This is a genomic window from Mycobacterium sp. P7213 (genome assembly GCF_900604305.1).
In the GTDB taxonomy this organism is placed as follows: domain Bacteria; phylum Actinomycetota; class Actinomycetes; order Mycobacteriales; family Mycobacteriaceae; genus Mycobacterium.
In genome coordinates this window covers 1-13,289 of the sequence record NZ_UWOA01000077.1, presented here as the reverse complement: position 1 = coordinate 13,289, position 13,289 = coordinate 1, and the positions used below count along the sequence as shown (strand labels likewise).

The following is a 13,289-nucleotide window of genomic DNA, read 5'->3' as shown; positions in this document are numbered from 1 at the left end:
GCCCAGGCCCGCCCCGGTGATCTGCTGTGCTACGGCCCGGGCGGGACGCAGAGCGTTGCCCTCTACCTGGGCAACAACCAGATGATCGAGGGCACCAGCCCCGCGGTCGCGGTCTCGCCGGCGCGCACCTCCAACATGGTCCCCTACCTGACCCGAGTGATCGGCTCCTGACCGACTCGGCCGACGTCACAACGCGCAGAATGCGGTTTCTCCAGGCAGGTTAGGTAGATTGTCGGGCGATCATGATTGCCCTGTCCCCGCCTCGACCGGCAGTAACACCTGTTGCAGAGCCCGCATCCGGCTCGGTTCCGACCCGCGGGTCGGCCACCGTGATGGGCACCCGCAAGGAGGGCTTTTACCGCCACGATCTGGACGGTCTGCGGGGCGTCGCGATCGCGTTGGTGGCGGTGTTCCATGTCTGGTTCGGGCGAGTCTCCGGCGGGGTCGACGTCTTCCTGGCGCTCTCGGGCTTCTTCTTCGGCGGCAAGCTGCTGCGGGTCGCGCTGAACCCGGCCTCGTCACTGTCACCGCTCCCCGACCTGAGCCGGCTGGTCCGCCGCCTGCTGCCCGCACTGGTGGTGGTGCTGGCCGCCTGCGCGCTGCTGACGATCTTGATCCAGCCGCAGACCCGCTGGGAGACGTTCGCCGACCAGAGCCTGGCCAGCCTCGGCTACTACCAGAACTGGGAGCTGGCCCGCAGCGCCGCCGACTACCTGCAGGCCGGTGAGGCCGTCAGCCCCCTGCAGCACATCTGGTCGATGTCGGTACAGGGCCAGTTCTACCTGAGCTTCCTGCTGCTGGTCTTCGGCCTCGCCTTCCTGCTCCGGCGCATACTCGGCAAGCACCTTCGGGTCGCGTTCGTCGTGCTGCTCACGGCGCTGACGGTGGCCTCTTTCTGGTATGCGATCGTCGCGCACCAGGCCAATCAGTCACTGGCCTACTACAACAGCTTCGCCCGCGCCTGGGAGCTGTTGATCGGCGCGCTGGTCGGCGCGCTGGTCCCCTACATCCGCTGGCCGATGTGGCTGCGGACCGCCGTCGGCACGGTGGCGCTGGCGGCCATCCTGAGCTGCGGGGCCCTCATCGAGGGCGTGCGGGAGTTCCCCGGACCGTGGGCGCTGGTGCCGGTCGGAGCCACGGTGGCGTTCATCCTGGCCGGGGCCAACCGGCAAGCCCTCCCGAGCACCAGTGCGAAACTGCCGTGGCCCAACCGGTGGCTGGCGGCGGCGCCGCTGGTCACCCTCGGCTCGATGGCCTACTCGTTGTACCTGTGGCACTGGCCGTTGCTGATCTTCTGGCTGTCCTACAGCGGGCACCGGCACGCAAGCCTGCTGGACGGCGCGGTGATCCTGGCGGTCTCCGGCGTACTGGCCTACCTGACCACCCGATTCGTCGAAGATCCGCTGCGCTCCCGCAAGCCGGCCGGCCAGCCCGCCGCGCCGGTGCTGCGCCCGCGGTGGCGCAAGCCCACGGCCGGCTGGTGGCGACGTCCGACGTCGGTGTTGGGCTCGACCGTGGTGTTGCTGGGGGTGGCGCTGACGGCGACGTCATTCTCCTGGCGCGAACATGTCACCGTGCAACGCGCCAGCGGGACCGAGCTGGTCAAGCTGAGCAAGGACGACTACCCCGGCGCCCGCGCGCTGCTCAAGCACAAGCGGGTCCCCAAACTCCGGATGCGGCCGACCATCCTGGAGGCCAAGAAGGACCTGCCGGTGTCCACCCGGGAAGGCTGCATCAGCAACTTCACCAACCCGGACCTGATCAACTGCACCTACGGCGACCACGAGGCGACCCGGACTGTCGCGCTGGCCGGCGGGTCGCACGCTGAACACTGGCTGCCTGCGCTGGACATCCTCGGCCAGCGGCACCACTTCAAGGTGGTGACCTACCTCAAGATGGGCTGCCCGCTGTCCACCGAGAAGGTCCCGCTGATCATGGGCAACAACGCCCCCTACCCGCAGTGCTACCAGTGGGTGGGCAAGACGATGGAAAAACTGATCGCCGACCGCCCGGACTTCGTGTTCACCACCGCCACCCGGCCGTGGAACATCAAACCGGGCGACGTGATGCCGGGAACCTACATCGGGATCTGGAAGCAGCTGTCGGACAACAACATCCCCATCCTGGGGGTCCGCGACACCCCGTGGCTGGTGCGTGACGGCGACCCGTTCCAGCCCGCGGACTGCCTGGCCTCCGGCGGCGACGCGGAGTCCTGCGGCATCAAACGCTCTGAAGTGCTTGTCGAGCGCAACCCCACCCTGGACTTCGTCAAGAAATTCCCGCTGCTCAAGCCGTTAGACCTGTCCGACGCGGTCTGCGACAAAGAGATCTGCCGCGCGGTCGAGGGGAATGTGCTGATCTATCACGACTCTCACCACCTGTCGGCAACCTACATGCGCACCATGACCGGAGAACTCGGACGTCAGATGGGCGCCGCCACCGGCTGGTGGTGAACCCGGCCATGCTCGGCGGCGAATGCCGGAAAAGCGGATAAGGTCAAGCGGTGTCGTCGGCTGAGTCGGGCCCAGAGCCCACACCGGAGCCGTCCGCGCCCACGGTCTGGCCCGGAAACAGTTATCCGCTGGGCGCGGTATACGACGGGGCCGGCACCAACTTCGCGGTGTTCTCCGAAGTGGCCGAGCGTGTGGAACTCTGCCTGATCGACGACAGCGACCACACCGAGACCCGGATCGGTCTCGATGAGGTGGACGGCTACGTCTGGCATGCCTACCTGCCCGGCGTCGGGCCCGGCCAGCACTACGGCTTCCGGGTGCACGGACCGTTCAACCCCGCCGCGGGCCAGCGCTGCGATCCCAGCAAGCTGCTGCTGGACCCGTACGGCAAGGCCTTTCACGGCGCCTTCGAGTTCGGTCCAGAACTGTTCTCCTACGACCTGGCCGATCCCGACAACGGCGCTGCGCCCGCCGCGCTCGACTCGCTGGGTCACACCATGACCAGCGTGGTGATCAACCCCTACTTCGACTGGGCGGCCGACCGGTCACCGCGCACGCCGTACCACCAGACGCTCATCTACGAGGCGCATGTCAAGGGTATGACCGCGACCCATCCGGGCATTCCGGCCGAGCTGCGCGGCACTTATGCCGGGCTGGCGCATCCGGTGATCATCGACCACCTCAAGTCGCTGAACGCCACGGCCATCGAGCTGATGCCGGTCCACCAGTTCCTGCACGATCAGCGGCTGCTGCAGCTGGGGCTGCGAAACTACTGGGGGTACAACACCTTCGGCTTCTTCGCGCCGCACAACGAGTACGCGGCCAACCGCCAGGCCGGCGGTGCGGTGGCAGAGTTCAAAGCCATGGTGCGCGCGTTCCACCAGGCCGGCATCGAGGTGATCCTCGATGTGGTCTACAACCACACCGCCGAAGGCAACCACCTCGGCCCGACGCTGAACTTCCGCGGAATCGACAACGCCGCTTACTACCGGCTCGACGAGGACGACCTGCGGCACTACACCGACTACACCGGCACCGGCAACAGCCTCAACGCCCGTCACCCCCACACCCTGCAGCTGATCATGGACTCGTTGCGCTACTGGGTGACTGAGATGCACGTCGACGGTTTCCGCTTCGACCTGGCCTCCACGCTGGCCCGGGAGTTGCATGACGTCGATCGGCTGTCGGCCTTCTTCGACCTGGTGCAACAGGACCCGGTGGTCAGCCAGGTGAAGCTGATCGCCGAGCCCTGGGACGTCGGCGAGGGCGGCTACCAGGTGGGCAACTTCCCCGGGCTGTGGACGGAATGGAACGGCAAGTACCGCGACACGGTGCGTGACTACTGGCGCGGCGAGCCGGAAACCCTCGGTGAGTTCGCCTCTCGCCTGACCGGCTCCTCGGACCTCTACGAGGCGACCGGGCGGCGTCCCAGCGCGAGTATCAACTTCGTCACCTGCCACGACGGTTTCACTTTGGCGGATCTGGTGTCTTACAACGAGAAACACAACGAAGCCAACGGCGAGGACAACCGGGACGGCGAGAGTTACAACCGGTCGTGGAACTGCGGTGTGGAGGGCCCGACCGACGACCCCGCGATCCTGGCGTTGCGGGCCCACCAGGCCCGCAACATCATGGCCACCCTGCTGATCAGCCAGGGCACCCCGATGATCTTGCACGGCGACGAGATGGGCCGCTCCCAGCGCGGCAACAACAATGTCTACTGCCAGGACTCCGAGCTGTCCTGGATGGACTGGACCTTGGCCGAACGCAACGCCGACCAACTCGCGTTCACCCGGGCCATGACCGCGTTGCGCACCGCGCACCCGGTGTTCCGGCGGCGCCGGTTCTTCGAGGGCAGACCGCTCTGCGGCGGCGACGAGGTGCATGACATCGCCTGGTTGACCCCGGCCGGCCAAGAGATGACCCAGCAGGATTGGGGCAGCGAATTCGGCAGGTGCGTCATGGTTTTCCTCAACGGCGAGGCACTGCCGGAGCCGGATCTGCGCGGGCAGCGGATCATCGACGACTCCTTTCTGCTGTGCTTCAACGCCAGTGAGACACCGGTCGAATTCGTGACCCCCAATACCGACTACGCGCAGGTCTGGACCGCGGTGATCGACACCGCGGACCCGGCAGGCAGAACTGAGTTGGTGGTCGACGCCGGCCAGGCCGTGACGGTGACGGGACGTTCGCTGACCATCTTGTGCAAGAGCCGGTGAGCTAGGCCGCCCGGCGCCCGAAATAGCGGATACCGGCCAACTGTGGGATGCGGTAGGGGCTGCGGATGCGACGCGTCGCCGCTGCGCGCCCGCGCAGGTGATAGCGGCTGAGTTCGCGTCGCACCGAGGGCGCCAGCAGCGGCCCCAACACCGCACCGGCGCCGAGCGCCAGCGCCAGCCCGGCCGCCATCCCGAGTGAGGCTCCGGCGTTGGGTTGCCCGTTGACCAGTTGTACGAAGCCCCGGAACAGGGTCAGCCCGGGAACCAGCGGGATGATGCCCGCCATGATGATGACCAACGGCGTGACCCGAAGCCGGGGCGCCAGCAGGGTGCCGACCAGCCCGGTCGCCGCGGCGGCCGCGAACGAGCTCACGATCGCGTTGGTCTGCAGCAGTTGCAGCCCGAAGAACAGCAGCGTGGCGGTCGCCCCGGCAAGGCCGGCCGCCAGTGCCGCCTTGAGCTGCGCATAGCCCGCAATCGCAGCGGCGGCCGCGCCGGTGGCGCCCGCCAGTAGATAGACCGGCACGCTCAGTGCTGCCACCGGCATCTCTGGGCTCACCCGGACTTGCGCTCCGAAAACCCCGCCGATCTGCACCGCGATCGAGACGCCGACCAGGATTCCGACCGACAAGAGCAGGATGTCCATCCCCCTCGAGACAGCCGTGAGTTGGTAGCCGGTGATGGCATCCTGCACCGAACCTACGGTGGCCAGCCCGGATAACAGCACCACGATGTTGGCGGCCACCACCGGTGATACCGGGGTGCCGGCCGGCAGCCAGCCGACGGCGTGCAGGCCGATGGCGACCCCGGTGGCCACGGCGGCGGCGACGACCTGCTGGAAGAGCAGTGGCAGTTGCCAGCCGTTGAGCACGCGGCCGATCCGGTCGATCAGGGCGGTGGTGACCGCAGATATCAGCGCGACCAGCGGCCCGGCACCGATCAGTACGGCGAAGCCGCCGGCCATCACCGCCCAACCGGCGGTGGCCACCCAGCGGGGATAGGGGTGATCGGCCCGGGTCACGATGTCCAGCTGCTGTTGCACCCACTCGGGATCCGGCGTCGTGTTCACCACGTGCTCGGCCAGATCGGTGGCCAGCTGCAGCCGCGTGTAGTCCAGTGAGCGCGACTGCACCAGATACATCGCGGTGACCGGGGCGCCCGGCACCCCGCGGGGCACTGAGACCCGGATCGAGTTGGCCATGATGTCCACCTGGGTCTGCGGCAGTCCGTAGGCGGTGGCGATGGCCAACATGCTTGAGGCGACGTCGGCGGTTCCGGCCTGTGATCCCAGCAGCAGCTGCCCGAATCGCAGGGCGATATCGAGCACCCGGCGGACGTCGGTTTCATCCATGCGCATTGTCTCCGATGACACCATCACGGTCGGCTACCCGTTCGGTGCCCGGAGCTCACCTGCTGCGCTGAATCCGCGCTGCTACAGCAGGTAGCGGTAGGCGGGCGAGCCGGGTTCCAGTGGCTCGACGTGGATCTCCGAGGTACGCATGCGGTCCAGCAGTCCCTCGAGGTCGGCAGCCGAGCCCAGTTGCACACCGACCAGGGCCTCGCCGGTCTCGCGGTTATTGCGCTTGACGTACTCGAACAGCGTGACGTCGTCGCCGGGCCCGAGAACCTCGTCGAGGAAGCGCCGCAAAGCGCCCGGTTCCTGCGGGAAGTCGACCAGGAAGTAGTGCTTGAGGCCCAGGTGCACCAGCGAGCGCTCCAGGATCTCGCCGTAGCGGGACACGTCGTTGTTGCCGCCGGAGATCAGGCACACCACCGTGGACCCCGGGGCCAGCATGCCGGAGTCGACCTCCAGCAGCGCGGCCACCGACAGGGCGCCCGCCGGCTCGGCGATGATCCCCTCGTTCTGGTACAGGTCGAGCATCGCGGTGCACACCGCACCTTCGTCGACGGTGGTCACCGACACCATGTCGCCGGCCCCGGACAGCACCGCAAACGGCAGAGCCCCGGCGCGCCGGACAGCGGCACCGTCGACGAACTGGTCGACGTGGTCGAGGCTCACCAGCTCCCCTGCCGCCAACGCGGCCATCATCGATGCGGCCCCGGCCGGCTCGACGCCCAGCACGGCACTCCTGGTGGTCCGCTCGGCCAGATAGGTGGTGATGCCCGAGATGCAGCCGCCACCGCCGACCGGCACCACTACCAGGTCCGGCTCGGTGTCGAGCTGGTCGAGCAGTTCCACCGCGATGGTGCCCTGGCCCGCCATAGTCCGCAGGTCGTCGTAGGGCGGCACCAGCGTCGCACCGGTGCGGGCGACATCGGCCAATGCCGCCTCCGCGGCCAGGTCGTAGGTCGCGCCGCCGACGATCAGCTCGATGAACTCGCCGCCGTGGTAGCGGATGCGGTCGCGCTTCTGCTTCGGTGTCTTGGCCGGCACATAGACCCGGCCGTGGACCCCGAGCGATCGGCAGGCGTAGGCGAATCCCTGCGCGTGATTACCGGCCGACGAGCACACCACACCTGCCGCGAGCTCGGCGTCGCTGAGCTGGACCAGCAGGTTGTAAGCGCCCCGCAGCTTGTAGGAGCGCACCGACTGCAGGTCTTCCCGCTTGAGATAGACGTTGGCGCCGGTCTGCGCGGAGAGCCGGTCGCTGTACTGCAGCGGGGTGGGCGCCACCACGCCGGCGATTCGCTTGGCCGCCGCGTCAATGTCGGCCGCGGTCAACGGGCCCTTCGACGGGCCCTGTGCGGGGCCGGGATGGGAGCCACTTCGGTTCTGGCGCAGTTCGGCGGACACCGCAATATGGTGTCACCCAGCAGGGGGTTCAGCCCACCGGGGTCAGGACGAACACCGGGATCTGACGATCGGTCTTCTCCTGATACTCGGCGTAATAGGGGAACGCGTCGACCGCGCGTTCCCACCACTGCGCCTTTTCCTCGCCGAATACCTCGCGGGCGTCGTAGTCGCCGCTGACGGGTCCGTCTTGCAGCTCGACACGCGGGTTCGCCGCGACGTTGTAGTACCAGACCGGGTTCTGCGGGGCGCCGCCCAGCGACGCGACAATCGCGTACTGACCGTTGTGTTCCACCCGCATCAGCGGGACCTTGCGCAGCTTGCCGGTTTTGGCGCCGACCGTGGTCAACAGCACGACCGGTTTGCCCTTCATCTCGATGCCCTCGGTGCCACCGGACTCCATGTACTTCTCGGCGTTCTCGCGTGACCAATCCAACGGGCTGGGTGCATATTCTCCGCTCAGAGGCATGCAGCCAGCGTAATACCGTGTCACGACATAACAATCCGGCGAGCAGATTTCGGCTGGCCTAACAATTGATTATCGCGTACCGTTAAATCCATGACCACCGCCCAGCGCTTCGGGCAGCACGTGCCCATCGCCGGTGTGCCGTGGCCGGCCTACAAGTTGGTCGCGCTGGCCATCGGCTTGGTCACCCTGCTGATCGTCGGTGCCGTGACCTCCAGCGCCGCGGCCGCGGTTCTGACCGCTGCGGGCGCCTGCAGCGCGGTGTGGGTCGTCTTGGGTTCGCGACACCCCTCGCGGCGCTGACCGCGGCTATTCGGGTTCGGCAGCCGGGCCGTCATAGATCAGCACCGCGCCGGCTACGCGTGCTTCGGCGGTCGGCCGGTGGTCGCGCAGCTTGCCGTCGTGCATCAGGTGCCGTACCTCGGTTCCGCGGACCAGGGTGAGGTAGTCGGCGATCAGCCTGCGATGACATCTCCACCAGACGGTCTCGGCGCACATCACCGCAACCTGTTGATCCGCCGCTTCGGCCAGCAACTCATCGATTCCGGCCCGGAAGTCCTCGCTGCGCATGTAGCCCGCGTAGGACCGAAACGAGTCATTGCGCAACCCGACGTCGGGGCTCTCCCCCTTGGTCCGCCGCCAGCCGCCCAGTCGTGGCTCCCACCGATAGCCGATACCGGCTGCCGGCAGCCAACGCTGCATCTCCTCGCGCGCGGAGTCCGGGTTGCGCCGGCTTCCCGGGGCGCTGCGTACGTCGATGAGGCCTTGCACACCGGCACCTGTCAGCAGCGCGGTGATCTCGGCCCGGTCCGCGGTGCCGTGGCCGAAGGTGAAAACCATTGGCGGCGTAGCGTTCTCCTGTCTGAAAGACGCCGAGGAGATCGAAAGCCTCTACGCCAGCGTCTGCGTATCGCCGACGGTGCATAAGGTGGCCGCCAGCGATGTCTGCGTCATCTGTTCCTCCTGCTCACGGTCGTCTCAGCGGCGACTGACTCGTTCCAGATATGCCATCGCCGATGCCTGCGACTCGGGATCGTGCACCGCGGTGACCAGTGCGTCGGCGTCGTTCCAGCTGCGTGTGGTCCCCACCATGCCGTCGGTCACCGCGTTGACCTGACGTTTGGTGCCGCCCAGCGTGAGCGCGGATTTGTTGACCAGCTGGCCTACCAGTTCGTCGACCGCCGCGCCGAGGTCTGCCTCGGGTACCACCCGGTTGAGAAAACCGATCGCCTTGGCCTCGGCGGCGTCGAACGGGCGGCAGGTCAAGACGAGTTCCTTGGTGAGCGCCGGCCCGATCTCGCGGACCAGTCGCGGGATACCGCCCCAGGCCAGCGGAATTCCCAGGTCGACTTCCGGAATCGAGAATCGGGTGTCCTCGGCGGCCACCCGCAGATCGCACGCCGCGGCCAGCACGACGCCGCCGCCCACACAGTGGCCGTGCAGCCGCGCCACCGTCACCGCCCGCATGGCTTCGATGGCATCGGCCATCCGCCGCCCGGCGTCGGCGGCGTCCCGCAGGGCTGCGGTTCCACCGCCGGCGGCGACGAACGCGCCCAGGTCGGCGCCGGCAGAGAACGCCCGGCCGCTGCCGGCCACCACCACGACTTTCACCGCGGGGCGGGCGTCGAACCAGCGGGCCGCCGCCACCAACTCGTTGAGCGTCACCGTGCTCAGCGGGTTGAGCTTGTCCGGACGACTCAACGTGATGGAACCGAGCGCACCGTCGGCTGCGACCGCGATGGTCGTTGCCGGCAGAGTTTCCGTGGCGCCTTCCATGGCGTCGACGTTAGTGGCGCCGCCGCGGCCTAGGCGCGGGATTGCCGTTACGGGCCGCTACCGCCGACATCGCTTACGGTGAGCCCATGTCGATTGCCGTCACCGAGTTCAGCCTGGTCGAGCAGACCGCCTTCCTCACCGCGTACGCCCGTGCACTGGACTGTCGCGCTCCCGTACCGATCCTTGGTGACGAGTTCTCCGAGCGCGTGGTCGGCCAGATCGATTACGACTTCCCGGCATTCCGCATTCCGGCGAGCGTGGTGCGCCAAACTGCCCTCCGCGCCAAGATGCTCGACGAGCGCGTCCGCGGGTACGCGGCTGCGCACCCCGATGCGGTGGTGGTCGACCTCGGCGCCGGGCTCAACGAGCCGTTGGCCCGGGTGAAACCGCCGGCGGGCGTCGACTGGTACAGCATCGATCTGCCGCGCGTGATCGCGCTGCGCGAGAAGGTGGTGCCGGCTCAGCCCGGCGAGCACCTCATCGCCGCCGATCTGACCGGGACGGACTGGACGGACAGTGTCCCGACCGGTCGACCCACCATGGTGATCGCCGACGGACTGTTCGCTTTTCTCACCGAGGCACAGGTCATTGCGCTGATCGCGCACGCCATCGACCATCTCGGGACCGGCGAGTTGGCGTTCAACGACTACGGCCGGGTCGGGCCGTTCAGCTGGCTGGGCATGAAGCTGGCGCCGCGGGGAATGTTCACCGTGCTGCGCCACGTCTGGGCCAATCCCGGCTTCACCGACCCGCGCACCCCGCAGCGGTGGGACCCTCGGCTGCGCCTGGTCGAACAGGCCTGCTTGGCGCACGCAGCCGAGGTCGATTCGTTTCCGGGCCCGGCTCGCAGAATCACCCGGCTCGCCGGCCGCTTCAAATCGGTGGCCGGCAAGGCCCGGGTGCTGCGCTACAAGTTCTGAGCCGAGGGGTTAGAAGCCGGCCCAGGCGTCACCGAGGTACTGCGACGGGTCGAAGTCGAGACTGGCGAACGGGTCGTTCGGAACAAGGTAGTCCGGCACCTCGGGGATCCACGAGTGGAACAGGCTGTTCCACAAGAACAGCGGGTCGTCGTCGCCGATCGTGACGTAGGCCGCCGATGCGAAGTTGATCGGGTCGGTCACCACGGTGTAACCGAGGTCGCCGGCCGACATGACCCAGTAGTTCAGGTCGTGCGGTCCCACGCCGTTGATCGTCAGGTTGGTGAAGTCACCGATGTTGACCTCGTAGATCGAGGAGCCGGACAGGTATCCGAAGTTGCCCAGGCTGCTCAGGTCGAAGTCGGCGGGCAGGGTCGGGTTGGCGACGAAGTCACCGAACTGGTAGGCCCGGGTGGAGAAGAACGAGTTCCAGTAGTCCTCGATCTTGATGTTGTACGTCCCGGCGTCGAGCGTGTTGTCGCCGTCGGTGTAGGTGATGGTGTAGGGCTGGTCGCCCTTCCAGTCGGTGATGAACGGGCGGACGCCCTGGTATGTCCAGCCACCGTCGAGGATGTCCCCCATCACCATGCAGACCGCACCGTTACAGGTCTCATACGGCCCGCCGTCCAGGAACGGGTCCCCCGCCGCGTTGGCGGCGGACCCCGGAATCACCAGCGCGGCGAACGCGGCGGCAGCGCCCATCCCCAGCAGGTTGAGAAGACGACGCGAAACCCACATGACTGCCTCCGTGTTGTTCAAGCTCATATATTGCTGTGAATCAACAGGCGTCTGATGTTACGCCTGTGTAACAACATTGATATCCTATGCTAATAGTACTCTTGGGTAAAGTTCAATTTTTTGCGATAGCGCGCCCGCCGGAACCGGCTCCGCGCAGCTCTCAACGCTCTCTACCTCCCCCCGAGGCCGCACATGTTGTGCGAGGAGTTTCAGACGTTACACCAGTTATGCGATGTTGTTATAGGAAACAGATCTCACCGTTACGTTGAGATTCAGACTTTCAGCGGATGAATTCCACAGGTGCACGCATCGATGGACGGACAAGTGCACCGCATTCCCCACTCGATGACTGCACGGGCCCGCCGCAGCGACTCCAGCCGAGCGTCGATCTCGGCAAGTTTCGCCCGGGCCAGCGCAGTGCTCGCCGGACGCCCGGGTGCGTCGTCGGCGAAGAGCAGCTGAATCTCCTCGAGCGTGAACCCCGCAGCCTTGCACAGTCCGATCACGTCGAGCCGGGCCAGCGCCGCAGCGTCATAGCGGCGTTGACCCCCGACCCGATATGGGGCAGCCAGCAAGCCGATCCGCTCGTAGTAGCGCAAGGTGCTGGCAGCGACGCCGCTGCGGTTCGCCACCTCGCCGATGGTCAACGGATCGGGCACCCACACCTCCGGGGACTTGACTTGAAGTCAACTTTAAGTTGTTCCCTGGTGGTATGCACCCGCAATCAACCGACGAGCTACGCCACACCCGCTACGCGCTGCTGCGCACCTTTCGCCGCGACGGCACGCCCGTGGACACCCCGATATGGTTCGCGCTCGATGACGGCACCGTGTTGTTCCGGACCAAGATCGGTCCCAAGACGCGAAGACTGACCGCGCGCCCGGAGGTGGAGTTGACTGTTCTTGACGGGCAGGTTGTGAACGCGTAGGCGTTCGATGGGGGTCTTGCCTCCGATGCCGGTGTGGGGTCGGTGGTAATTGTAGTGATGCAGCCAGTCTTGATAAGTCGCTGCGCGGGCGGTGTTGGACCGGTAGGTGTGGGCGTAAGCCCACTCGGCGGTCAAGGTGCGATTAAAGCGTTCCACCTTGCCATTGGTCTGCGGCCGATACGGCCGGGTCCTCTTATGCGCAATGTCTTCGCCCAATGCGTGGGCGAAACACTTTGAGCGGTAACATGATCCGTTGTCAGTGAGGACGCGCCGGACGACGATGCCATGTTCGGCGAAGAAGGCGTTGGCGTTGCGCCAGAACGCAGCGGCGGTCTCCTTGCGTTCGTCATCGAGTTCTTCGGAGTAAGCCAATCGACTGTGGTCATCGACCGCGTGGTGCAGGTAGGCGTACCCCATCGCGCTGCGGGTTCTGCGCCCGGCTTGCCGGCCGAGCTTGCGGTGCCCGCCGCCGTCAGGGATGCGGCCGAGCTTTTTGATGTCCACATGCACCAGATCGCCCGGCGCCGCGTGCTCGTAGCGGTTCGGCTTCGGGCGGCGCACCGGCAAGCCCGTGGCCTGGTCCAGATGCCGCAGCAGGGGCATCTTGTAGCGCTTGAGCACCGCCTGCACCGTCGAACGCGGCACGTGCAAGTGCGCGGCTAGACGGTCGGGACCCCAGCGGCGCGTGCAGCGCAGCTTGACGATCCGACGCTCCCGACGCACCGGTAGTTGGTTGGGGCTGTGGTGCGGGCGGCTGGACCGGTCGAACATCGCCTCAGCACCACCGATGCGGTAACGGTCAGCCCACTTCTTCGCCGTCGCCGATGAGCACTGGAACCGCTCAGCGGCCCGTCGGATCGGCCACCCGTCATCGACGATCAGCCTGGCGAGTTTCAATCGCCCCTTCGGAGTCAGCGAAGCATTAGCGTGGGACACGAGGACCTCCTGGTGATCGGCGTGCGTGTGGTAACCACACCGATACCGGAGGTCCTCACCTACTTCCGCGCACCACGCCGTTCACAACGTCCCTGGCCATTACA

Annotated in this window: 12 protein-coding genes and 2 pseudogenes; 6 read left to right on the top strand and 8 right to left on the bottom strand. The window is 66.9% G+C overall.

Going from position 1 to position 13,289, the window contains the following annotated elements:
* The 3 genes from EJK91_RS20460 to glgX form a co-directional block, all read left to right on the top strand.
* Positions 1-171, top strand: a 171-nt coding sequence (locus EJK91_RS20460; RefSeq protein ID WP_164518047.1) for an NlpC/P60 family protein, incomplete at its 5' end; no start/stop codon positions are given.
* 71 nt (positions 172-242) lie between these two features.
* Positions 243-2,453, top strand: coding sequence for an acyltransferase family protein (locus EJK91_RS20455; protein ID WP_024443126.1), 2,211 nt, complete (start codon positions 243-245; stop codon positions 2,451-2,453).
* A gap of 50 nt (positions 2,454-2,503) precedes the next feature.
* A complete protein-coding gene (gene glgX, locus EJK91_RS20450) occupies positions 2,504-4,672 on the top strand; it encodes a glycogen debranching protein GlgX (protein ID WP_125079823.1) in 2,169 nt (722 codons plus the stop codon).
* Position 4,673: 1 nt separating this feature from the next.
* On the opposite strand, the gene EJK91_RS20445 is transcribed toward glgX, so the two are convergent.
* The 3 genes from EJK91_RS20445 to EJK91_RS20435 form a co-directional block, all read right to left on the bottom strand.
* A complete protein-coding gene (locus EJK91_RS20445) occupies positions 4,674-6,023 on the bottom strand; it encodes a threonine/serine ThrE exporter family protein (RefSeq protein WP_046300140.1) in 1,350 nt (449 codons plus the stop codon).
* A gap of 81 nt (positions 6,024-6,104) precedes the next feature.
* Positions 6,105-7,415 (bottom strand): threonine ammonia-lyase IlvA, encoded by a 1,311-nt coding sequence (ilvA, locus tag EJK91_RS20440; RefSeq protein ID WP_046300141.1) that lies wholly within the window; start codon positions 7,413-7,415, stop codon positions 6,105-6,107.
* A 40-nt stretch (positions 7,416-7,455) separates the two neighbouring features.
* Positions 7,456-7,893, bottom strand: coding sequence for a nitroreductase family deazaflavin-dependent oxidoreductase (locus EJK91_RS20435; RefSeq protein ID WP_024443130.1), 438 nt, complete (start codon positions 7,891-7,893; stop codon positions 7,456-7,458).
* Between the two features lie 90 nt (positions 7,894-7,983).
* Here EJK91_RS20435 and EJK91_RS20430 point away from each other — a divergent pair, with 90 nt between their 5' ends.
* Positions 7,984-8,193 carry a hypothetical protein gene (locus tag EJK91_RS20430; RefSeq protein WP_024443131.1) on the top strand — a complete coding sequence of 70 codons (210 nt, stop codon included), beginning with the start codon at positions 7,984-7,986 and terminating at the stop codon, positions 8,191-8,193.
* Between the two features lie 6 nt (positions 8,194-8,199).
* Here EJK91_RS20430 and EJK91_RS20425 read toward each other — a convergent pair whose 3' ends face one another.
* Together EJK91_RS20425 and EJK91_RS20420 are read right to left on the bottom strand one after the other, a co-directional pair.
* On the bottom strand, positions 8,200-8,730 hold the full coding sequence (locus EJK91_RS20425; protein ID WP_046300122.1) for a DUF488 domain-containing protein: 531 nt from the start codon (positions 8,728-8,730) through the stop codon (positions 8,200-8,202).
* Positions 8,731-8,868: 138 nt separating this feature from the next.
* The gene (locus EJK91_RS20420) at positions 8,869-9,666 is read right to left on the bottom strand and encodes an enoyl-CoA hydratase/isomerase family protein (protein WP_046300123.1); all 798 of its coding nucleotides are present in this window, start codon (positions 9,664-9,666) and stop codon (positions 8,869-8,871) included.
* An 86-nt stretch (positions 9,667-9,752) separates the two neighbouring features.
* Here EJK91_RS20420 and EJK91_RS20415 point away from each other — a divergent pair, with 86 nt between their 5' ends.
* Positions 9,753-10,586: a class I SAM-dependent methyltransferase gene (locus tag EJK91_RS20415; protein WP_024443134.1), complete on the top strand. Its 834-nt coding sequence runs from the start codon at positions 9,753-9,755 to the stop codon at positions 10,584-10,586.
* A gap of 9 nt (positions 10,587-10,595) precedes the next feature.
* Here the strand turns inward: EJK91_RS20415 and EJK91_RS20410 are convergent, their stop codons facing one another.
* Positions 10,596-11,321: a hypothetical protein gene (locus EJK91_RS20410; RefSeq protein ID WP_125079822.1), complete on the bottom strand. Its 726-nt coding sequence runs from the start codon at positions 11,319-11,321 to the stop codon at positions 10,596-10,598.
* A gap of 272 nt (positions 11,322-11,593) precedes the next feature.
* Positions 11,594-11,980, bottom strand: coding sequence for a MerR family transcriptional regulator (locus tag EJK91_RS20405; protein ID WP_125079821.1), 387 nt, complete (start codon positions 11,978-11,980; stop codon positions 11,594-11,596).
* Between the two features lie 53 nt (positions 11,981-12,033).
* Between EJK91_RS20405 and EJK91_RS20400 the strand changes: the two are divergent.
* Positions 12,034-12,228 (top strand): annotated as a pseudogene (locus EJK91_RS20400) (pyridoxamine 5'-phosphate oxidase family protein); the annotation flags it as partial.
* A 3-nt stretch (positions 12,229-12,231) separates the two neighbouring features.
* Here the strand turns inward: EJK91_RS20400 and EJK91_RS20395 are convergent.
* Positions 12,232-13,185: pseudogene (locus EJK91_RS20395) on the bottom strand (IS481 family transposase); the annotation flags it as partial.
* Between the last annotated feature and the right edge of the window lie 104 nt (positions 13,186-13,289).

What these genes read in the sequence shown, in the direction of transcription:
- EJK91_RS20455 (WP_024443126.1), top strand. Translation starts at nt 243, where the DNA reads ATGATTGCCCTGTCCCCGCCTCGACCGGCAGTAACACCTGTTGCAGAG.
- EJK91_RS20445 (WP_046300140.1), bottom strand. Translation starts at nt 6,023, where the DNA reads ATGGATGAAACCGACGTCCGCCGGGTGCTCGATATCGCCCTGCGATTC.
- EJK91_RS20435 (WP_024443130.1), bottom strand. Translation starts at nt 7,893, where the DNA reads ATGCCTCTGAGCGGAGAATATGCACCCAGCCCGTTGGATTGGTCACGC.
- EJK91_RS20430 (WP_024443131.1), top strand. Translation starts at nt 7,984, where the DNA reads ATGACCACCGCCCAGCGCTTCGGGCAGCACGTGCCCATCGCCGGTGTG.
- EJK91_RS20425 (WP_046300122.1), bottom strand. Translation starts at nt 8,730, where the DNA reads ATGGTTTTCACCTTCGGCCACGGCACCGCGGACCGGGCCGAGATCACC.
- EJK91_RS20420 (WP_046300123.1), bottom strand. Translation starts at nt 9,666, where the DNA reads ATGGAAGGCGCCACGGAAACTCTGCCGGCAACGACCATCGCGGTCGCA.
- EJK91_RS20415 (WP_024443134.1), top strand. Translation starts at nt 9,753, where the DNA reads ATGTCGATTGCCGTCACCGAGTTCAGCCTGGTCGAGCAGACCGCCTTC.
- EJK91_RS20410 (WP_125079822.1), bottom strand. Translation starts at nt 11,321, where the DNA reads ATGTGGGTTTCGCGTCGTCTTCTCAACCTGCTGGGGATGGGCGCTGCC.